23 protein-coding genes are annotated in these 20462 nt (G+C 64.2%); 9 read left to right on the top strand and 14 right to left on the bottom strand.

The window, feature by feature from the left end:
• The first annotated feature begins 87 nt into the window (after window positions 1-87).
• Window positions 88-1077, top strand: a complete 990-nt coding sequence (locus tag QO014_RS20085; RefSeq protein WP_266350538.1) for a Gfo/Idh/MocA family protein — start codon at window positions 88-90, stop codon at window positions 1075-1077.
• 56 nt (window positions 1078-1133) lie between these two features.
• Here the strand turns inward: QO014_RS20085 and QO014_RS20080 are convergent, their stop codons facing one another.
• Window positions 1134-1841: an aspartate/glutamate racemase family protein gene (locus QO014_RS20080; protein WP_266350537.1), complete on the bottom strand. Its 708-nt coding sequence runs from the start codon at window positions 1839-1841 to the stop codon at window positions 1134-1136.
• A gap of 298 nt (window positions 1842-2139) precedes the next feature.
• Between QO014_RS20080 and rpsD the strand changes: the two genes are divergently transcribed.
• The 3 genes from rpsD (at window position 2140) to ttcA (ending at window position 4711) form a co-directional block, all read left to right on the top strand.
• Complete coding sequence (rpsD, locus tag QO014_RS20075) at window positions 2140-2757, top strand: 30S ribosomal protein S4 (RefSeq protein ID WP_266350536.1); 618 nt, start codon at window positions 2140-2142, stop codon at window positions 2755-2757.
• Window positions 2758-2886: 129 nt separating this feature from the next.
• The gene (locus QO014_RS20070) at window positions 2887-3780 is read left to right on the top strand and encodes a DMT family transporter (RefSeq protein WP_266350535.1); all 894 of its coding nucleotides are present in this window, start codon (window positions 2887-2889) and stop codon (window positions 3778-3780) included.
• A 64-nt stretch (window positions 3781-3844) separates the two neighbouring features.
• Window positions 3845-4711: a tRNA 2-thiocytidine(32) synthetase TtcA gene (ttcA, locus tag QO014_RS20065; RefSeq protein WP_266350534.1), complete on the top strand. Its 867-nt coding sequence runs from the start codon at window positions 3845-3847 to the stop codon at window positions 4709-4711.
• A gap of 79 nt (window positions 4712-4790) precedes the next feature.
• Here ttcA and QO014_RS20060 read toward each other — a convergent pair whose 3' ends face one another.
• The 4 genes from QO014_RS20060 to purL all read right to left on the bottom strand — a co-directional run bounded on the left by QO014_RS20060 (window position 4791) and on the right by purL (window position 8429).
• A complete protein-coding gene (locus tag QO014_RS20060) occupies window positions 4791-5234 on the bottom strand; it encodes a BA14K family protein (RefSeq protein ID WP_266350533.1) in 444 nt (147 codons plus the stop codon).
• 220 nt (window positions 5235-5454) lie between these two features.
• Window positions 5455-5790, bottom strand: coding sequence for a Grx4 family monothiol glutaredoxin (gene grxD, locus QO014_RS20055; protein ID WP_266350532.1), 336 nt, complete (start codon window positions 5788-5790; stop codon window positions 5455-5457).
• 139 nt (window positions 5791-5929) lie between these two features.
• Window positions 5930-6163: a BolA family protein gene (locus tag QO014_RS20050; protein WP_266350531.1), complete on the bottom strand. Its 234-nt coding sequence runs from the start codon at window positions 6161-6163 to the stop codon at window positions 5930-5932.
• A gap of 52 nt (window positions 6164-6215) precedes the next feature.
• Entirely contained in the window at window positions 6216-8429 is a 2214-nt protein-coding gene (purL, locus tag QO014_RS20045) for a phosphoribosylformylglycinamidine synthase subunit PurL (protein ID WP_266350530.1), read from the bottom strand.
• A 197-nt stretch (window positions 8430-8626) separates the two neighbouring features.
• Between purL and QO014_RS20040 the strand changes: the two genes are divergently transcribed.
• A complete protein-coding gene (locus tag QO014_RS20040; protein WP_266350529.1) occupies window positions 8627-9022 on the top strand; it encodes a hypothetical protein in 396 nt (131 codons plus the stop codon).
• Between the two features lie 26 nt (window positions 9023-9048).
• Here the strand turns inward: QO014_RS20040 and purQ are convergent, their stop codons facing one another.
• The 3 genes from purQ to purC form a co-directional block, all read right to left on the bottom strand.
• On the bottom strand, window positions 9049-9711 hold the full coding sequence (gene purQ, locus QO014_RS20035) for a phosphoribosylformylglycinamidine synthase subunit PurQ (RefSeq protein WP_266350528.1): 663 nt from the start codon (window positions 9709-9711) through the stop codon (window positions 9049-9051).
• Between the two features lie 15 nt (window positions 9712-9726).
• Window positions 9727-9969 (bottom strand): phosphoribosylformylglycinamidine synthase subunit PurS, encoded by a 243-nt coding sequence (purS, locus tag QO014_RS20030; protein WP_266350527.1) that lies wholly within the window; start codon window positions 9967-9969, stop codon window positions 9727-9729.
• Window positions 9970-10043: 74 nt separating this feature from the next.
• A complete protein-coding gene (gene purC / locus QO014_RS20025) occupies window positions 10044-10811 on the bottom strand; it encodes a phosphoribosylaminoimidazolesuccinocarboxamide synthase (RefSeq protein WP_266350525.1) in 768 nt (255 codons plus the stop codon).
• A gap of 323 nt (window positions 10812-11134) precedes the next feature.
• On the opposite strand from purC, the gene QO014_RS20020 reads away from it, so the two are divergent.
• The 3 genes from QO014_RS20020 (at window position 11135) to QO014_RS20010 (ending at window position 13062) form a co-directional block, all read left to right on the top strand.
• Entirely contained in the window at window positions 11135-11458 is a 324-nt protein-coding gene (locus QO014_RS20020; RefSeq protein ID WP_266350524.1) for a DUF1476 domain-containing protein, read from the top strand.
• A gap of 27 nt (window positions 11459-11485) precedes the next feature.
• Window positions 11486-12259, top strand: coding sequence for an HpcH/HpaI aldolase family protein (locus tag QO014_RS20015; protein ID WP_266350523.1), 774 nt, complete (start codon window positions 11486-11488; stop codon window positions 12257-12259).
• 104 nt (window positions 12260-12363) lie between these two features.
• Window positions 12364-13062 carry an MIP family channel protein gene (locus QO014_RS20010; RefSeq protein ID WP_266350522.1) on the top strand — a complete coding sequence of 233 codons (699 nt, stop codon included), beginning with the start codon at window positions 12364-12366 and terminating at the stop codon, window positions 13060-13062.
• A gap of 110 nt (window positions 13063-13172) precedes the next feature.
• On the opposite strand, the gene QO014_RS20005 is transcribed toward QO014_RS20010, so the two are convergent.
• From QO014_RS20005 to rpe, 4 genes are all read right to left on the bottom strand, one after another.
• The gene (locus QO014_RS20005) at window positions 13173-13649 is read right to left on the bottom strand and encodes a glutathione peroxidase (RefSeq protein ID WP_266350521.1); all 477 of its coding nucleotides are present in this window, start codon (window positions 13647-13649) and stop codon (window positions 13173-13175) included.
• A 139-nt stretch (window positions 13650-13788) separates the two neighbouring features.
• Window positions 13789-15096 (bottom strand): adenylosuccinate lyase, encoded by a 1308-nt coding sequence (gene purB / locus QO014_RS20000; protein WP_266350520.1) that lies wholly within the window; start codon window positions 15094-15096, stop codon window positions 13789-13791.
• Between the two features lie 114 nt (window positions 15097-15210).
• On the bottom strand, window positions 15211-15918 hold the full coding sequence (locus QO014_RS19995; RefSeq protein ID WP_266350519.1) for a DUF2259 domain-containing protein: 708 nt from the start codon (window positions 15916-15918) through the stop codon (window positions 15211-15213).
• Window positions 15919-16002: 84 nt separating this feature from the next.
• Window positions 16003-16656 (bottom strand): ribulose-phosphate 3-epimerase, encoded by a 654-nt coding sequence (gene rpe / locus QO014_RS19990; protein WP_266350518.1) that lies wholly within the window; start codon window positions 16654-16656, stop codon window positions 16003-16005.
• Window positions 16657-16802: 146 nt separating this feature from the next.
• Between rpe and QO014_RS19985 the strand changes: the two genes are divergently transcribed.
• Window positions 16803-18050, top strand: a complete 1248-nt coding sequence (locus QO014_RS19985) for an NAD(P)/FAD-dependent oxidoreductase (protein ID WP_266350517.1) — start codon at window positions 16803-16805, stop codon at window positions 18048-18050.
• A gap of 64 nt (window positions 18051-18114) precedes the next feature.
• Here the strand turns inward: QO014_RS19985 and QO014_RS19980 are convergent, their stop codons facing one another.
• Together QO014_RS19980 and QO014_RS19975 are read right to left on the bottom strand one after the other, a co-directional pair.
• Window positions 18115-19200, bottom strand: coding sequence for a branched-chain amino acid ABC transporter substrate-binding protein (locus QO014_RS19980; RefSeq protein ID WP_266350516.1), 1086 nt, complete (start codon window positions 19198-19200; stop codon window positions 18115-18117).
• 116 nt (window positions 19201-19316) lie between these two features.
• Entirely contained in the window at window positions 19317-20435 is a 1119-nt protein-coding gene (locus tag QO014_RS19975) for a branched-chain amino acid ABC transporter substrate-binding protein (RefSeq protein WP_266350515.1), read from the bottom strand.
• Window positions 20436-20462: the final 27 nt, after the last annotated feature.

Raw genomic sequence — 20462 nt, 5'->3', positions numbered from 1 at the left:
GATAAGCGAGGCTTACAAAGTCGCCCCCTGCTAGGCTCCGCGCAACGAACCGGCTAAGCAGGGTCATTGCCGCAAGGGAGATCGCGCATGCCCGGTTGGGGAATTCTCGGCACCAGCTTCATTTCCGATACCGTCGCCAAGGCCATCGGACAGAGCCCGGGGTCCCGCATCGCGGCTGTCGCGGGGCGCGATGCGGCGCGGACAGAGGCGTTTCGCGCCCGCTTCGCCATTCCTGCGGCCTATACCGATTTCGATGCGCTTCTTGCCGATCCGTCGGTCGACATCGTCTATGTCGGCCTGCCGAACAATCTCCATCATGTCTGGACCATTCGAGCCGCGGCCACCGGCAAGCCGGTGCTGAGCGAAAAGTCGCTCTCGATCGACATGGAGAAGAGCCATGCGCTGGTCGATGCAGTTCGCGCGCATGACAGCTTCTTCGTCGAAGGGCTGATGTATCTGGCTCACCCTGTGATCGCGCGTTTCGTGGAGATCCTGCGCGATGGCCGGCTCGGCGCGGTCAAATCGATCCACGCCAGCTATGCCGCCGATATCTGGCAACTGGTCAATCCCGAGGGGCGCGGCGTTCTCTACAATCTCGGCTGCTATCCGGTTTCGCTGCTGCATCTCGCCATCCAGACCGTGGCAGGCGAGGGCGCCTTCCGCGACCGAGCGGGAACGGGCCTCGGCACGATCTCCGCCCATGACGGCAATGTCAGCGAGGCCGCGATCGCGCTGCGCTTCGGCAATGGCATTCTGGCCACCGTCCAGACGGCCGAGACGCATGGCATGCATCCTGAATTCACAGTGATCGGCGAAAAGGGCAGCCTCAGCTTTGTGACGAATCCCTGGTTGCCCGTCGCGGGCAGCAACCGTCTTGTGTGGACGGGATTCGACGGTTCTTCGGAGGTCATCGAGGTGCAGTCCGACGGCGACGCGTTCCTGCATCAGGTGCGGATGGTCGAGCGGAGCCTCGCCGCCGGATTGAAGCAGGCGGAGCGCCCGTCGCCGCGGCTGGACGACTCGATCGAGATCATGGAACTGCTGACGCAGTGGGAGGCGGATGTGCGGCGCGGCTGAGCGGGTCCAACCCTGGGCCGCGCGCGGGAGGCTTGGCGGCTTGCCCCGAACGATGGTTAGCTCGGTTGGCCCAGCGCCATCTCCAAAGCGGCCTCGGCATGGATCATCGTCGTATCGTAGAGCGGCACGGTGCTGTCTTCGGGCTTCACCAGTAGCATGATCTCCGTGCAGCCGAGGATGATGGCCTCCGCGCCGCGTTCGACGAGGCGGGTGATCACCGCGCGATAGGCCTGCCGCGAGCTTTCGACGACCCGGCCCTGCACCAGTTCCTCATAGATGATGCGGTGGACGGTCGTGCGATCGGCCTCATCGGGAATCAGAACATCGAGCCCGTGCTTGTCGGCGAGTCGGCCCTTGTAGAAGTCCTGCTCCATCGTGAAGGCGGTGCCGAGCAGGCCGACACGACGGTGGCCGTCGGCGCGGATGCGCGTTGCGGTCGGGTCGGCGATATGCAGCAGCGGCAGCGAAATCGCCGCCTGAACCTCGGCCGCCATGCGGTGCATCGTATTGGTGCAGATCACGACGAAGTCGGCGCCGCCGCGCTCGAGCCGCTGCGCCGCCTCTATCATCAGCAGGGTGGCATCCTGCCAGCGTCCTTCGTGCTGCAACGCCTCGACTTCGGCGAAATCGAATGACCACATCAGGCAGCGCGCGGAGTGCAGGCCGCCCAGGCGGTCGCGCACGCGCTCATTGATGATGCGATAATATTCAGCCGAGCTTTCCCAGCTCATGCCGCCGATCAGGCCGATGACTTTCTGCGACATGTGTCCCGCCTTTTCGCTATGCTGCGTTTCGTGATCGCCGCCTCAATGCCCCTGCCGGCCATGGCGCGCAAGCCTCTGCTCACGGAGCGCGCGGTTCATATAGTGCCGCGCGGATCGGTCTATATTTGACACTCCCGCCCATCTCGTCTAAAGACCCAGCCATCGCGCGGGTCCATTTGGGCCCGCGTGTTATTTCACGCACCCGCGGATAAAGCGCTCGTCGCTTTGTCCTGTCGGTCCGCCCAGGCGGACAGAGGAGGGCGCGTGTCCCTGAAACGCGTAATCCAAGGGATATGCGATGTCGAAGCGTGCTTCGTCCAAACATAAGATCGATCGCCGTCTTGGCGAAAACCTCTGGGGCCGTCCGAAGTCCCCGGTCAACAAGCGCGAATACGGCCCGGGCCAGCATGGCCAGCGCCGCAAGGGCAAGGTTTCCGATTACGGCACCCAGCTCCGCGCCAAGCAGAAGCTCAAGGGCTATTACGGCAACATCTCCGAGAAGCAGTTCCGGAAGATCTATGCCGAGGCGACGCGCCGGAAGGGCGATTCGTCCGAGAGCTTGATCAGCCTGCTCGAGAGCCGGCTGGACGCGATCGTCTATCGCGCCAAGTTCGTTCCGACCGTCTTCGCCGCGCGCCAGTTCGTCTCGCACGGCCACGTCAAGGTCAACGGCCGCCGCGTCACCATTCCGAGCTATTCGGTCAAGGTCGGTGACCTGATCGAGGTCAAGGAATCGTCGAAGCAGCTCGCGATCGTCATCGAGGCGACCCAGCTCGCCGAGCGCGACGTTCCCGACTACATCGAAGTCGATCATCACAAGATGACCGCGACCTTCGCGCGCGTCCCGAGCCTCGCGGACGTGCCGTATCCGGTCCACATGGAGCCGAACCTGGTCGTCGAGTTCTACTCGCGCTGATCGGTTTCAGGTCTCGAATTGGGAAAGGCCGTCCTTCGGGGCGGCCTTTTCATTTTCGGGTGGCGTATGGTGCCGCCTTCATTGCCGTGTGAAGCCGCCCGTCAGAGAGCGGCGCGGAGGAACGATTCCATGTCCGAGATTGCAGCCGAAAAGCCAAGCGGCGCCGCTGTCGGTGGCTTCGTCGCCATCGCCATCACCATCGTGACATGGGCATCCGCCTTTGCCGCGATCCGGGTCGGGCTTCGCTATCTGAGCCCGGTCGAGCTGGCCGCCGCGCGCTACCTGTCGGCTGCGGTGCCGGCCGGGCTCTATCTCCTGATCGCGCGGCCGCCGCTGCCCTCGCTCAGGGACTTCATCCGCCTCGTCATCATCGCTGTGACCTTCATCTCGGCCTATGCCGTCCTGCTTAATACGGGCGAGATGACGATTCCGGCCGGACCGGCCTCCTTCATCATCCAGATCAACCCGGTCATGGTGGCGCTGGTCGCCATGCCGCTGCTCGGCGAGCGCTTCGGGCTCTATGGCTGGCTCGGTACGCTGATCTCGTTCCTTGGTGTCGGGCTGATCGCCTATGGCAGCGGCGACGGCTTCAGCCTGAATGTCGGCGCGCTGCTCATTCTCGGTGCCGCCCTCTGCACATCGGTCTCGACCATCATGCAGAAGCCACTGCTCGGCCGCATGCCGGCCCTGGCCGTCACGGCCTGGATCCTGCTGCTCGGGCCGCTGCCATTGCTGCCGGCGGTGCCCGAGACGATCTCGGCTCTCAGCCTCGCGCCGTCATCGGTCATTCTTTCGATCGCCTATCTCGCCCTGATCCCGACCGTGATCGGCTATCTGACATGGGCCGTGGCGCTGAAGCAGTTTCCCGCCGGGCGCGCCTCGAACTTCCTCTACTGCATCGCGCCGACGGCGACGATCATCGGCTATTTCTGGCTTGGCGAGATCCCGACCATCCTTGGCCTCGTCGGCGGCGCGATGGCGATCGGTGGCGTGCTGATCGTCAATCTGGCGCGGCGGCGATAGGCGCGGCCTTTGTTGCGCGACGCGCGCCGAACGGGCAAAAGGGAGCCGTTGCAGGAGCCTCCCCATGTCCGCCGTTCTCGATTTCGAGCTCGATTCCGATTCTGATCCTCAAGGCGACGAACTGCCCGCGCTCTTTCGTCGGGCGCCATCCGGCGTCGAGTTCGCCAAGCTGCGGAAAAGGCTGATCCGGCAGACGCGTCAGGCACTCGACGATTTCGCCATGGTGCGGCCGGGCGATCGCTGGCTCGTCTGCCTCTCCGGCGGCAAGGATTCCTATACGCTGCTCGCCATGCTGCTCGATCTGAAATGGCGTGGCCTGCTGCCCGTCGATCTGCTCGCCTGCAATCTCGACCAGGCGCAGCCGGGCTTCCCGGCCGACGTGCTGCCGCGCTTCCTCGACGAGGTCGGCGTTCCCTACCGGATCGAGCGTCAGGACACCTATTCGATCGTCACGTCCAAGGTGCAGGCCGGCAAGACCTATTGCGCGCTCTGCTCGCGCCTTCGCCGCGGCCATCTCTATCGCGTGGCGCGGGAGGAGGGGTGCCAGGCCGTCGTGCTCGGCCATCACCGCGAGGACATTCTCGAGACATTCTTCCTCAACCTCTTCCATGGCGGCAAGCTCGCGGCGATGCCGCCGAAGCTGGTCAATGAGGAGGGCGATCAGTTCGTGCTGCGGCCGCTCGCCTATGCCGCGGAAGATGATATCGCCCGCTTCGCGCAGGCCATGGCGTTCCCGATCATCCCCTGCGATCTCTGCGGGTCTCAGGAGGGGCTGCAGCGCAACGCCGTGAAGGCGATGCTCGCCGATTGGGAGAAGAAGGCGCCGGGCCGCAAGGAAATCATGCTGAAGGCGTTGGCCAACGGCAATCCCTCGCACCTGCTCGACCGCGACATGTTCGATTTCGCCGGGCTCGATCTGCGCGCGTCATAACGAAAAGGGACGGCGCTGATTCGCGTCGTCCCGAAGTTCACTTCAGCAAGGCGTATGGTCGAACCGCTACGGCGATGCCCTACGGGCAAGGATGCTGGCGGCCATCATAACCGGTGTAGGTGCCGGTATTGGGATTGTACGAGCGGTAGCGCTGCGAGCAGTAGGAAACGTTGTTGTTGTAGCGGTCCTGGTTCGCCGCGCCGGCGATCATGGCGCCTGCGGCAAGCCCGATCACGCCAGCCGCCACGGCCGCTCCAGTATTGTTATTATAGTAGTAGCCGTTGCGATAGGTATAGCCACGGCGCGGGCCATAATAGCGACCATGACCATAATAGCGCGGGCCGCCATTGTGGTAGCGGGGGCCACCGCCGTTCCAGCCATTTGGCCGATCCCAGTTCTGCGCGAGCTGAAATGATCCGTCAGCCGGCTGGGCCTGGGCGGCCGATGGAATTGCGAGCGCCGACGTCGCGACCAGTGCTGTCGCCAGGCCACAAACGGCGAGCTTCTTGACGTTCTCGAACATAATATATCCTCCATCACTCGTATCGTTGACCGGATCGACTTCTCGCAAGCGAGAGAAAGCATGCCGATATTCGGCGCCGATACGCGTTGGTCTGTGAAGTTACAACGGACGGAGAATGGATTGGTTCCTTCGATTGATCGCGCCACACGGCGAACAAACGAAAACGGCGCGCATCAGAGATGCACGCCGTTTCAAATCAAAGACCGATGGCGGATGTCGCTCAGGCCGGCTGAGCGACCGCGATGCCCTTTTCGGTGAAATAGGACTGGATCTCGCCGGCCTGGAACATCTCGCGAATGATGTCGCAGCCGCCGACGAACTCGCCCTTCACATAGAGCTGCGGAATGGTCGGCCAGTTGGAATAATCCTTGATGCCCTGGCGGATATCGGCGTCGGCGAGCACGTTGATGCCCTTATAGTCGACCCCGAGATAATCGAGGATCTGGACCACCTGACCCGAGAAGCCGCACTGCGGGAAGGCCGGCGTGCCCTTCATGAACAGCACGACGTCGTTCGACTTCACTTCGTTGTCGATGAAGGTCTGAATATCGCTCATTCAATCGATCCTTTGTCGATGGCGGCTCGCCGAACCTCCGAGGCCCGGTCATTCTCGCCGTCAATTGGGACTTCCCTACGCCTGCGGCAACCGCGCCGACAAGAACTTTCCATGCATTTGGTGGGCCAGAACGGAAAATCTATTCCGGCGCGCTGGTCTGCAGGGCCAGCGCATGCAGGGCGCCGCCCATGTTTCCCTTGAGCGCGGCATAGATCATCTGGTGCTGCTGCACCCGGTTCTTGCCGCGGAATGATTCGGATACGACTTCGGCGGCATAGTGGTCGCCGTCGCCTGCAAGATCACGGATGACGACCTTGGCATCGGGCAGGGCCGCCTTGATCAGGCCTTCAATGTCGCGTGCATCCATTGCCATTGTCAGTTTCCTTGCGCCGTGGGGATCGCTGTCGCTCTCGGCCCGCCGCAGGTCACGCGCTGCCGGCCATGAACGCTGGAAACCAATTCTCGTGGCCTTGGCGGAGCTTTGCAACAGATATGGTGGCGAAGTCCGCAACATCCAGTGTCGTGCCGCCAACCGTGCCGAGTATCCTGAGATCGATCCCGGCCTCCGCCGCCGATGCCGTGATCGCATCGACGAGGGCGGGTGAGACGGTCACGACATAGCGCGCCTGATCCTCGCCGAAGAGGAAACCATGCGGCGTCGCGGCGCTTTCGGGCAGCTTGATCGTCGCGCCGAGATCGCCGGCCATCGCCATTTCGGCGAGCGCCACCATGAGGCCACCATCGGAGATGTCGTGGCAGGCGCTGACGAAATGGCCCTGGATCAGCGAGCGCACGAAATCACCGACGCGCCGCTCCTCCGCGAGATCGACGGGCGGCGGAGCGCCTTCCTCGCGGCCGAGAATCTCGCGCAGATAGATCGACTGGCCGAGATGCGTGCCATCGCGGCCAATGAGCAGGACGACATCACCATCCGCCTTGAAGGCCACCGTCGCCATCCTGTCGATTTCAGAGAGCAGGCCGACGCCGCCAATGGCCGGGGTCGGCAGGATGCCGACGCCATTGGTCTCGTTGTAGAGCGAGACATTGCCGGAGACGATCGGGAAATCGAGCGCGCGGCAGGCAGCGCCGATGCCTTCGATCGCGCCGACGAACTGGCCCATGATTTCCGGCTTTTCCGGATTGCCGAAATTCAGATTGTCGGTCGCGGCGAGGGGCAGGGCACCCACCGCCGTGATGTTGCGCCAGCATTCGGCGATCGCCTGCTTGCCGCCCTCGAAAGGATCCGCCTCGCAATAGCGCGGGCTGACATCGAGCGAGAAGGCAAGCGCCTTGTTCGGCTGGCCCTCGACGCGCACGACGGCGGCGTCGCCGCCCGGGCGCTGCGCGGTGTTGCCCTGGATCAGGTGATCATACTGTTCCCAGACCCAGCGGCGCGAGGCCATGTCGGGCGAGGAGACGATCTTCAGCAGCGCCTCGGCATAATCGTTCGGCTCCGGAATATCCGAGGCCGGAATCACCGCCGGGGCCGGACGGCGCACGAAGGGCCGGTCATATTCCGGCGCCTGGTCACCCAGATCCTTGATCGGCAGGTTGGCCACTTCCTCGCCCTTGTGCAGCACGCGGAAGCGGAGATCATCCGTCGTGTAGCCTACGATCGCAAAATCGAGGCCCCATTTGACGAAGATCGCCTCGGCTTCCTTTTCCTGCTCGGGGCGGAGCACCATGAGCATGCGCTCCTGGCTCTCCGAGAGCATCATCTCATAGGCCGACATGCCCGCCTCGCGGCAGGGGACCTTGTCGAGATCGAGTTCGATGCCGAGATCGCCCTTGGCGCCCATCTCGACGGCCGAGCAGGTGAGGCCGGCCGCGCCCATGTCCTGGATCGCGATGATCGCGCCCGTCTTCATCAGTTCGAGGCACGCCTCGAGCAGCAGCTTTTCCGAGAAGGGATCGCCGACCTGGACGGTGGGGCGCTTCTCCTCGATCGAATCGTCGAATTCGGCCGAGGCCATAGTGGCGCCGCCGACGCCGTCACGACCGGTCTTCGAGCCGAGATAGACGACGGGGAGGCCAACGCCTTCCGCCTTCGAATAGAAGATCTTGTCCGCATCGGCGAGGCCGGCCGCAAAGGCGTTGACCAGGATGTTGCCATTGTAGCGGGCGTGGAAATTGACCTCGCCGCCGACCGTCGGCACGCCGAAGGAATTGCCATAGCCGCCGACGCCCGAGACGACGCCCGAGACCAGATGGCGCGTCTTCGGATGATCGGCCGAACCGAAGCGGAGCGCGTTCATCGCCGCGATCGGCCGCGCGCCCATGGTGAAGACGTCGCGCAAGATTCCGCCCACGCCCGTCGCCGCGCCCTGATAGGGCTCGATGAAGGAGGGGTGGTTGTGGCTCTCCATCTTGAAGATGATCGCCTGGCCGTCATCGATATCGACCACGCCGGCATTCTCGCCAGGGCCGCAAATGACGCGCGGGCCGGTCGTCGGCAGCGTGCGCAGCCATTTCTTCGAGGATTTGTACGAGCAGTGCTCGTTCCACATGGCTGAGAAGATGCCGAGCTCGGTCAAGGTCGGCTCGCGACCGATCAGGTCGAGGATGCGCTGATATTCGTCAGGCTTGAGGCCATGGCTGGCGACGAGTTCGGGCGTGATCGGCGTGTCGTTCTGGAGCACGGAAAACCTCGGTCGAATGTGTCGACGTTGCGATAGAGCGCAGGGCGACATCTGTAAATGGCAGGGCGGCAAAAGACTGGGCGGCGGCGCAGATTCCGCTGCCATGAGGCGGAAATCGGGGCACTCTGCTCCGAGAAACGGCGTGACATCTGGGTCCCTCGCGCCGCATTTTCAACGCAGCCAGTGAAGGGAACCCCATGCTGCAGTTCAATCACGTCGCCAACCGGATCGACGGACGTCATTTCGATATCATCGTCGCCATGTTCCTCGAAAAGCTCGGCTTCGAGACATTGCGCCGGCTGGATCGCGCGATCTGGATGCGGCAGCCCGGCACCAATATCGATCTTCAGCTGAACCGCAGCGTCGAACAGTCCCGCGATGACGACAAGCTGAAGTCGCAAGTGTCGTTCCTGAGCACCACGCCGCAGCAGGATCTCGAGGAACTCGCCATCTGGCTCCGGGAACGCGGACTGAATGCGCAGGTTTCGGCCTATACCACCCGCGAATTCTATCTCGACGTGCCCGAGGCCTTTGTCGATTTCGTCGTCGAAGCGATGCTGCCCGAACTCGCCGACTACCCGATCAAGGAATGATCCCTGCGGGGCGGGACGCAGCCCGATCAGGCGACCGCCTTCAGTGCCGCCTCGAACAGAGGCCGTCCATCGAGCCCGCCATTCAGCGGCTCGATCAGGTTTTCCGGATGCGGCATCATGCCGAGCACATTGCGCTTTTCCGACAGGATGCCGGCAATGTCATCGATCGAGCCGTTGGGGTTGTCGACATAGCGGAAGGCGATGCGGTCTTCGTCGTTGAGCCGCTTCAGCGTCTCGTCGTCGGCGCGATAATTGCCGTCACCATGGGCGACCGGCGAGCGGATGACCTGGCCCTTGGTGTAGCCGTTCGTGAACTGGCTCGCCGTCGTCTCGACGCGCAGATGCACTTCCTTGCAGATGAACTTGAGCCCGGCATTGCGCATCAGCACGCCCGGCAGCAGGCCGGCTTCGCACAGGATCTGAAACCCGTTGCAGACGCCCAGCACCGCTACGCCGCGCTCGGCCTCGCGGGCGATCGCTGCCATGATCGGCTCGCGCGCGGCGATCGCGCCGGAGCGCAGATAATCGCCGTAGGAGAAGCCGCCCGGAATGACGATCAGGTCGACTTTGGGCAGGTCGTGATCGCCATGCCAGACCGTCACGGGCCTATGGCCGCTGATTTTCTCGATCGCCGCGATCATGTCGCGTTCGCGATTGGAGCCGGGGAAGACGACGACAGCGGATTTCATGAAAGATGCCTCCGCTCAGCCGACGATCTCGACCCGGTAATTCTCGATCACCGTATTGGCCAGCAGCCTGGCGGCCATGGCTTCAAGCTCCGCCTTGGCCTTGCCGGCATCATTGCCCTCGACTTCGATGTCGAACACTTTGCCCTGGCGGACGCTGGCGATGCCGTCGAAGCCGAGCGAACCGAGCGCGCCTTCGATTGCCTTGCCTTGCGGATCAAGGACGCCGTTCTTCAGGGTGACGGTCACGCGGGCCTTCATCGGGAGCTCCAGTCGAAAGTGAACCTAGAAATGCAAACGGCCGCCTCTCGGCGGCCGTTTCCATAATCGATATTTTACTGAACGAGAACAGGCCCGCCGCCCTGCGGCCGCTCCTGCTCTTCCGTGAGGATGCCGAGACGGCGCGCGACTTCCTGGTAGGCCTCGACGAGGCCGCCCATGTCGCGGCGGAAACGGTCCTTGTCCAGCTTGTTCTGGGTCTGAACGTCCCAGAGACGGCAGCTGTCGGGCGAAATCTCGTCGGCGACGACGATACGCATCATGTCGCCTTCCCAGAGCCGTCCACATTCGATCTTGAAATCGACGAGCTGGATGCCGGCGCCGAGGAAGAGACCCGAAAGGAAGTCGTTGACACGAATGGCGAGCGCCATGATGTCGTCGATTTCCTGCGGGTTCGCCCAGCCGAAAGCCGTGATGTGCTCTTCCGAAACCATCGGATCGTCGAGCGCGTCGGCCTTGTAGTAAAACTCGATGATCGAGCGCGGCAGAACCGTGCCCTCTTCGAGTCCGAGGCGCTTCGCGAGCGAACCGGCGGCGACGTTGCGCACGACGATTTCGAGCGGGATGATCTCGACCTCACGGATCAACTGCTCGCGCATGTTGAGCCGGCGGATGAAGTGGGTCGGGATCCCCATCCTGTTGAGATGGGTGAAGATGTGCTCCGAGATCCGGTTGTTCAGCACACCCTTGCCATCGACGACTTCATGCTTCTTTTTATTGAAGGCAGTCGCGTCGTCCTTGAAGAATTGAATCAGCGTGCCGGGCTCAGGTCCTTCGAAAAGAATCTTGCCCTTGCCCTCATAGATGCGCCGACGGCGATTCATGGGCACATACCGTGGTTTGAGGAAATCCATACAGCCGGGGTTCCAATATAAAGGGATTCGCCGCGGCGAAACTCCGCCGAACGACTCTCATCCTAAGGCCGTCCGCGCGGCGTGAACCTACTCGATCGCCGGCCAATTCACAATGACGGATAAATGCGGCGATTTTGACATTTCGAGCCGCTATATGTTGCGACACGCCCTGAGTTTCCTTCGCCTTCTCGCTGCCGTTGATTTGGGGTTTCCGGCGCGATATGCAAGGGCCACTCTGCACGGGCAGGCCTCGCTTGCCGGTCCGATTGACATATTCACTGGAGACTTCGCCGATGACGACGTTCGACCAGCGCAAGGACGCTTTCGAGAACCGCTTCGCCCATGACGAGGCGCTGAAGTTCAAGGCGGTCGCGCGGCGCAACAAGCAGCTCGGGCTTTGGGCTGCCGGCCTGCTGGGCAAGACCGGCGATGATGCCGAATCCTATGCGGCCGAAGTCATTGTCTCGGACTTTGTCGAGGCCGGTGACGAGGACGTGTTCCGCAAGATCCGCGCGGATTTCGACGCGGCCGGCGTTGCCGAATCCGATCACCAGATCCGTCGCACCATGGACGAGCTCCTCGCCAAGGCGATCGAGCAGATCAAGTCCGAAGGCTGAGGCGGGGACACGCCCGGAGCGCCATCCATGCCGGTTCCGTCGCTGATCGCTCTTCTGCGTGCGCGCGGATCCGTCCTTTCCTCGTGGATCGCGATGCCCGAGCCGCTCGTCGCGGAGAGCGCGGCGCGCGCGGGTTTTGATTGCGTGACGCTCGACATGCAGCACGGCCTGCATGATCCGGTCAGCATCATGCGCGGCATTGGCGCGGTCGCGCTCGCCGGCGTTCCGGCGATCGTGCGCGTTCCGGTTGGCGATTTCGCCATGGCGAGCCGTGCGCTCGACATGGGGGCGAGCGCGATCATTGCGCCGATGATCAATTCGGCCGCCGATGCCGAGGCCCTGGCGCGGGCCACAAAATATCCGCCGATCGGCGAACGGAGCTGGGGCCCGGTCCGCGCCATGCAGATCGCTGGCGCGACTGGTGGCAATGCCTATCTCCAGGGCGCCAATGCCGAAACGCTCACCTTCGCCATGATCGAGACGCGCGCCGCCGTTGCAGCGCTGGACGAGATCCTGGCGGTGCCCGGCATCGATGCGATCTTCATCGGCCCGTCGGATCTCTCGATCGCGCTCTCGCGCGGCGGCCATGTCGACCCGATGGATGCCGAGAATCAGGCTGTCGCAAGCGATCTGCTCGCGCGCGCCCATGCGGCCGGCAAGTATGTTGGGATGTTTGCTCTGACCGGCGCCCAGGCCAAGCTCTATCTCGGGCTCGGCTATGATTTCGTCGCGCTCGGGTCAGACGACATGTATTTGCAGGCCGGCGCTGCGTCGATGCTGGCGGAAGCACGCGCCAAGTAACGTTGCGTCATCGACGCGCCGAGTAACGCTACGTCATTTTACAAGTCAAGTCTGTGGTGATCTTCTTGCTGGGCAGCGAATCCGCTGCTTCTGGGAGGAAGCACATGCAAAAAGCAATTGCGGAGTTCATCGGAACCTTTACGCTGGTCCTGTTCGGCTGTGGCGCGGCCGTGATCGCCGGCCCGGGTATTGCGGGACCCAACACTGTCGGCGTGCTCGGCATCGCGTTCTCGTTCGGTCTGGCGATCGTCGCCATGGCCTATGCGATCGGGCCTATCTCGGGTTGCCACGTCAATCCCGCCGTGAGTCTCGGAGCGCTTGTCGCCGGCCGCATGTCGGTCGGTGACTTCATCACCTATGTGATCGCGCAGGTGGCTGGTGCGATTGTCGGCGCGCTCGTCCTCTTCATCATCATGAAGGGCAAGGCCTCGGGCTGGGAAGGCGGCATGGGCACGAATGGCTGGGGCGCCGGCTATCTCGGCGAGTACAACACTGCCTCGGCCCTCATCTTCGAAGTGGTGGCGACCTTCATCTTCGTCGTGGTGATTCTCGGCGTGACGCACAGGCTCGTCGTGCACCATTTCGCCGGCCTCGCCATCGGCCTGACGCTGGTCATGATCCACATCGTCGGCATCAACGTCACCGGCGTTTCGGTCAACCCGGCCCGCAGTCTCGGCCCGGCGCTCTTTGCCGGCGGTGCGGCCTTGTCGCAGCTCTGGCTCTTCATCGTGGCGCCGTTCCTCGGCGCGGCCATTGCCGGCTTCGTCTACAAGGCCGGCATTCTCTATGGCGGCGAGACCTGATCAGCTCGCTGGCGCGGCAGGCGACTGACGCCTGCCGCTTCGATCCTGGCGGAATTTATCCGAGCCCGCCCCGGGGGCGCCGGTACTTTGGCGCCTTTCGGGAGGAGGGTTCAGCCCTTGGCCAGTTCCTGCTCGATCGCCGTCACGACCGCCGGATCCTCGGGAACCGTCTTCGGTGAGAAGCGCGCGGCGACCTCGCCGTTGCGGCCGATCAGGAACTTCTCGAAGTTCCAGCTGATGTCCTCGCTGCCGGCAAGCGCATCATAGAGGGGATGGCGATCCTCGCCCTTGACTGAGATCTTGGCGAACATCGGGAAATCGACGCCATAGGTCAGGCGGCAGAATTCGGCAATTTCGGCGTTGGTGCCAGGTTCCTGCCCGGCGAAATTGTTGGCGGGGAAGCCTACGACCGTCAGTCCCTCGTCCTTGTACTTCCGATAGAGCGCTTCCAGCCCGTCATATTGCGGTGTCAGGCCGCATTTCGAGGCGACATTGACGACGAGAAGGACGTTGCCGGCATAGGCGCCGAGCGATGTCTCGCTGCCGTCGATGCGGGCTACGGGGATTTCATAGAGCGGGGAGGGCATGGGGCAACCTCTGTTCGACGCTTTGGCAATAAAGCTGACGTTCGGAACATAAGGATGCCTGGAGAAAGCTCAAGCGCCGCGCGGTCATGGCCGGGTCTGTTCCGGCGATAACCGCGAGGCGCGCGTCAGCCTGTCGAATTCAGGCCGTGCCGAAGACCCGGCGGAAGATCGTGTCGACGTGCTTGGTGTGATAGCCGAGGTCGAATTTCTCCTCGAGCTCCGCCTCGCTCAGCGCGGCTGTCACGTCCGGATCGGCCTTGAGCTCGGTGAGGAAATCCGCACCTTCCTCCCAGACGCGCATCGCATTGCGCTGCACGAGCGCATAGGCGTCCTCGCGCGAAACACCCTTCTGCGTCAGCGCGAGGAGGACACGCTGCGAATGAACGAGGCCGCCGAGGCGGTCGAGGTTCTTCTGCATGTTGTCGGGATAGATCAGCAGCTTGTCGATCACGCTGGTGAGCCGGGCCAGGGCGAAATCGAGCGTCACCGTCGCATCCGGGCCGATCATGCGTTCGACCGAGGAATGCGAGATATCCCGCTCGTGCCAGAGCGCGACATTCTCCATGGCGGGGAGCGCCATGCCGCGGACGAGGCGGGCAAGGCCCGTCAGGTTCTCGGTCAGGACCGGATTGCGCTTGTGCGGCATGGCCGACGAGCCCTTCTGGCCGGGCGAGAAATACTCCTCCGCCTCCAGCACTTCAGTCCGCTGCAGATGGCGGATCTCGGTCGCGACGCGCTCGATCGACGAGGCGACCACGCCCAGCGTTGCGAAATACATGGCGTGGCGATCGCGCGGAATCACCTGCGTCGAGACCGGCTCGGGCTTGAGGCCGAGTGCGGCGGCGACATGTTCCTCGACGCGCGGGTCGATATTGGCGAAGGAGCCGACAGCGCCGGAAATGGCGCAGGTCGCGACCTCGTCACGCGCCGCGACGAGGCGAGCGCGGTTGCGATCGAACTCCGCGTAGGCCTGGGCGAGCTTGACGCCGAAGGTCGTCGGCTCGGCATGGATGCCGTGGCTGCGGCCGATCGTGACGGTGTTCTTGTGCTCGAAGGCGCGGCGTTTCAGGGCGGCGAGCAGGGCGTCGACATCGGCGATCAGGAGATCGGCGGCACGCACGAGCTGGATGTTGAAGCAGGTGTCGAGCACGTCGGACGAGGTCATGCCCTGATGGACGAAGCGGGCATCCTCGCCGACGATTTCGGCAAGATGGGTCAGGAAAGCGATGACGTCATGCTTGGTGACGCGCTCGATCTCGTCGATGCGATCAATGTCGAAGGTGGCGGCGCCGCCCTTCTCCCAGACCGTCTGCGCGGCCGATTTCGGAACCGTGCCGATCTCGGCCATGGCATCGAGCGCATGGGCCTCGATCTCGAACCAGATGCGGAACTTGGTTTCCGGTGACCAGATGGCGGTCATTTCGGGGCGCGAATAGCGCGGGATCATCGGCATTCCCCAGTTGTTTCCGCGCGCGGTCTAACAGAGCCGCGCGCGGTGAACAATCCCGCTCGTCCCGGAAGCGGCCAAGCGATGGCGCGCCGGGGCGTTGCAGGCGCCGCTTCAATCGGGCAGTTGCGCGCTCACCGCGATATAGCGGCCGTCCGGGCCCTCGAACCCGCGTCGCAGTACCATGATGACGACGACGAGCGTCGCCGGCTGGCCGAAGCGCTGATAGATGACGACATCGTTGATCCGATAATCGAGCGGCGTGCCGCGACTGGCGGGCAGTGCCTGGTCTTCGTGCACGATCGTCTCTAGCTTGTCGGTCTTCAGCACGAGGCGGAAGCCATAGGTCTTGTAGAACGGGTCGTGATTGTCGGGCGCGTCGAGCGGAAACTTGTCGAGCCGGAGCGACAGGTCCGGGCCCGGCAGGAGTTGTTCCGGATGGCGCTTGAAGACGATGTGGTAGGGGGCGCGGCCACTTTCCGTGATCGGATTGGAGGCAAGCAGCGTTCCGGGATTGTCGATTCCTTCGAGCATGGGTGCGGCGCGCTCGGCCGCCATGTGGCGCACGGCGGCAATCGTCGCCGTCTCGTCTTCGATCACCGCACGGACGGGCGAGCCTTCGGCGCGCTTGCCCTTGGTCGTGTCGATGACGGTGACATTGGCATAGGGAAAGCCGGAGCCGTCCTGCACGCCGAATTCCTCGAAGGCGAAACGGGCGCCGTCGCCGGAAAAGCCGAGCAGGTTGCGCTCGGCGAAATCGCCGGCCGTGGCTGGCGCAAGGCCGGCTACGAGCAGCATGGACGCAAGAACGAACGATCGCATCGTCGATCTCCCCAGGGACACGGATGGCGCGGCGCGGCCGTCGCGCGGTCAGCAGTTGTCTGTCGGATTGGCCTCGTCGTCGCTCTATCCGCGTATGGCGGCGATATTGGCCGCATAGGATGACGGGCCGCCCCTGAACACGGCGGAGCCCGCGACGAGAACGTCGGCGCCGGCGGCCACCAGCGGCGGCGCGGTCTCGTGCGTCACGCCGCCATCGACCTCGATCAGGATCGGCCGTGCGCCGATCATCGCCTTGATCCTGGCGACCTTGTCGATCGCCTCGGGCAGGAAGGCCTGTCCGCCAAAGCCCGGGTTGACGCTCATGACCAGCACGAGGTCGCAGACGTCGAGCACATAGGAGATCGCGCTCTCAGGTGTCCCCGGATTGAGCGAAACGCCGGCCTTCTTGCCCAGTGCCCGGATCGCCTGCAGCGAGCGGTGCAGATGCGGGCCGGCCTCGGCATGGACGGTGATGCGATCGGCGCCGGCATCGGCAAAGGCGGCGAGATAGGGATCGGCCGGCGCGATCATCAGATGGACGTCGAACGGCTTGGCGCTCGCATGGCGCACCGCCTTCACCACATCCGGCCCGAAGGTGATGTTGGGAACGAAGTGCCCATCCATCACGTCGAGGTGGATCCAGTCGGCGCCGGCGGCGTCGACGGCGCGGACCTCTTCGCCGAGGCGGGAAAAATCCGAAGCCAGGATCGAGGGGGCTATCAGGGGAGCTTTGGCCATGGTCTGCTGCATCTCATGTCGCGGCTTGATCGCCTTCGCCCCGGCCCTAACACGGCCATCATCCCTCGGCAATTGCCCGTTCCGACGGCTGCAGGCAAACTCCGTCATCGCCACGTCATATGCTGCCGATTCCAAACGGGGACTTCATGAAGAAGTTTGATGCGATCGTGCTCGGAGCCGGCATTGTCGGCGTGTCCGCAGCGCTCAATCTTCTGAAGCGGAACCGGAGCGTCGTCCTGGTCGACAGGAGCGGCGCCGGCGAGGCAACCTCCTATGGCAATGCCGGCGTGATCGAGCGCGAAGGGTTCTATCCGATCGTGTTCCCGCGCAAGACCGGCGAACTCTGGAGCGCCGCGCGCAATGGCGAGGCGCGGCTTCACTACAATGCCCGCTACATGCCGAAGATCGCGCCCTGGCTGCTCAAGCTGAGGGCCGCCTCCGCGCCGCGCCGCGTCGAAGCCTATGCCGAGGCGATGAATCCGATTCTCTCGCATGCGGCGAGCGAGCATGGCGTTCTGGCCGGCAAGAGCCGTGCGCTGGAATTCTATCGCGGCACCGGCTGGCTGCGCGGCCATCGCAGCGTGGCGAGCTTCGCGGCGAGCGGTCCGCAGCGCGCGCTCGCCGATCATTTCGGTGTGCGCTACGAGATCCTCGACAATCATCAGATCGCCGATCTCGAACCGGATCTCGCGCCGGTCTTCGCCCGCGCGGTGTTGTGGCCCGATACGGTCTCCGTTTCCAGCCCTGGCGGCGTCACGAAGTCGTTCGCGCGCCTGTTCGAACTGATGGGCGGTGGGCTCGGCCATGGCGATGCTCGCTCGTTGCGCCGGGAGAATGATCTTTGGGTGGTCGATTGCGCGAGCGGGCCGGTGACCGCGCCCGATGTGGTCGTGGCGCTCGGCCCCTGGTCGATGGACGTGCTCGGCCCGCTCGGCTACCGCTTTCCGCTTGCGGTCAAGCGCGGCTATCATCTGCATTTCAAGCCGCGCGGCGATGCCGCGCTGGACCGGCCGATCGTCGATGTCGACCATGGCTATGTGCTGACGCCGATGCGGCAGGGCTATCGCATCACGTCCGGCATCGAGTTCGACGACCGCGACGCACCGCCGACCCCAGTCCAGATCGAGCGCATCCTGCCGCAGGCCCGCGCACTGTTCCCGATCGGCGACCCGATCGAGCGGGAGCCCTGGATGGGATCGCGGCCCTGTTTCCCCGATTCGATGCCGGTGGTTGGTCCCGCGCCGCGCCATCCGGGCCTCTGGCTCGATTTCGGCCATGGCCATCTCGGCTTCACGCTCGGACCCGCCACGGGACGGCTGCTCGCCGAGCTGATCACGCGCGAAATGCCGTTCGTGGACCCGGCTCCGTTCGCCGCGACGCGGTTCAGGGGTTAGGTGGAGAAGCCGCCGGGAAGGTTCGCCGCGTGCAGCGGAGGTGCAGCGCGAGCGCGGTGTCGATTTACTGCGCCGGTGCGAAGACGCCGTCTTTCCAGACATTCACGGTGAAGCCCGGGATTTCGGCGTCACCCTTGGCGTCGAAGGCTAGGGCGCCGAGGATTGTCGGCGTGATATCGGTCGAAAGCGCGGCAATCGTGCCGGTGGCTCCAGCCGATTGGCGCGCGGCCGCCCAGCTCTGCACCGCCGCGTAGGCGGGAAGCGTGTAGCCCTGCGGTTCGGTTCCTGCGGCACGCATGGCCGCGACGACATTCTGGGCGTCGGGCGCCAGACGCCAGTCCGTGAAGAAGGTCAGCAGCGTGCCTTCAGCCGCGTCGCCGGCGGAATTCACGAATTCGCTGGTGCCGAGCGCGTCGCCGCCCATCAGGATTGCCTTGGAGCCCTTTGCGCGCAGTGCCTTCAGGATCAGTGCGGCGTCGGCCTGGTAGCCGCCGACGAAGACGACATCGATGGCGTCGGCCTTCAGACGATCGGCGAGCGCATTGTAATCCTTGGCGCCGGGATCGAAACTGTCGGCGCGCGCCTCGCGTTTTCCGGCCTCGTTCATGGCCTGCTTCGTGGCGTCGGCGAGCGGTTTGCCGTAGGGCGAGCCGTCATGCAGGATGGCGATGCGCGCATCGGCGAAATGGCTGGCTAGATAGGCCCCCGCGGCTGCGCCTTGCGCGTCATCACGGGTCGCGAGGCGGAAGATGGACGGTCCGGCGCGCTCATCGGTGTAGCCGATCGCCGTTACTGCAGGCGTGATCGCGACAATGCCGGCCTTGGCATAGACGGCGGCGGCCGCCTTGGCGGCCTCTGCGCAGACATGCCCCACGACCAGCACATCGCCACGCCCGGCGGCGCGGTTGGCCGCTGCGGCCGCATCGTCGGCCTTGCAGGCGTCATCCTCGACGTCGACGCTGATCCGCTCGCCGCCGATGCCGCCCTTGGCGTTGATGTCGTCGGCGGCCTTCTGAACGCCGGCCTGGATCTGTTTGCCGAGCGCCTGATAGGGGCCCGTCATCGGCCCGATCACCGCAATGCGGATATCGGCCTCGGCGGGAAGCGCGAGCGTGGCGAGGAGGGGGAGGGCGAGCAGGAAGCGGTACATGGAGGCCGGCGGGTGTGTTGCAGGACGGCGGGATGATGCCGACATCGGGCGAAAAAGCAAACGCCCGCCCCGGAGACCGGGACGGGCGCTGCAATCAGGCGCGCTGGCGCGTGATCTTACATCTCGACATAGGTGATCTTGCCGTCCTCACCCTTCTTCCAGACATACATGACGTAGTCGGCGGTGGTGCGGTCACCCTTGGCGTCGAAGGAGAGCGGGCCGATCACGGTCTCGAACGGGCCACCCGACTTCAGGACTTCGGCGACCTTCTGCGGATCGGCCGAACCGGCCTTTTCGATCGCAGCGGCGATCACCTGGACCGAAGCGTAGGAGTAGAGCGTGTAGGCTTCCGGCTCGAAGCCGGCAGCGCGGAACTCGCCCACGGCAGCGGCCGCGGCGGGGTTCTTGCGCGGATCGGGCGAGAAGGTGTTGAGCGTGCCTTCAGCCGCCGGACCGGCGATCGAGGCGAACTCGTTCGACACGATGCCGTCGCCCGAGATCAGAACGGCCTTCAGGCCCTGCTCGGCCGCCTGACGGACAATGAGGCCGCCTTCGGTGTGCAGGCCGCCCCAGTAGATGACGCCGACATTCGCGGCCTTCATCTTCGAGATCAGCGCCGAGAAGTCCTTGTCGCCGACATTGATGCCTTCATAGACGACTTCGGTGATGCCGGCCGCGTTGAGCGCCTTCTTGGTCTCGTCGGCAAGGCCCTGACCGTAGGTCGTCTTGTCGTGGATGACGGCGATCGGGGTGGTCTTGAACTTCTCGGCGATGAAGGCGCCGGCGACCGCGCCCTGCTGGTCGTCACGACCGCAGGTACGGAAGGTGTTCCAGAGGCCACGCTCGGTGTAGGTCGGGTTGGTCGAGGCCGGGGTGATCTGAAGGATGTCGTTCTCGGCATAGACTTCCGAGGCCGGGATCGAGACGCTCGAGTTGAAGTGACCGACAACGAACTTCACGCCGTCGCCGACGAACTTGTTGGCGACCGAGACACCCTGCTTCGCGTCGGAAACGTCGTCGCCGAGCTCAACCACAAACTTCTGGCCGAGAACGCCGCCCTTGGCGTTGATGTCCGCGACGGCCTGTTCGGCACCCTTCTGCAGCTGAGCACCGAAAGCGGCGTTCGGGCCCGTGAGCGGACCGGCGACGCCGATCTTGATGTCGTCGGCATGCGCGACACCGGCAAATGCCAGTCCCGCTGCAAGCACGAGACCGGACATGATGGACTTCTTCATTCGATAGTCTCCCGTTTGGCACTGGAA

Source organism: Kaistia dalseonensis (genome assembly GCF_030814715.1).
Lineage (GTDB): Bacteria > Pseudomonadota > Alphaproteobacteria > Rhizobiales > Kaistiaceae > Kaistia > Kaistia dalseonensis.
The sequence above is the reverse complement of the archived record's forward strand: the minus strand, read 5'-3'. Positions and strand labels throughout refer to the sequence as shown.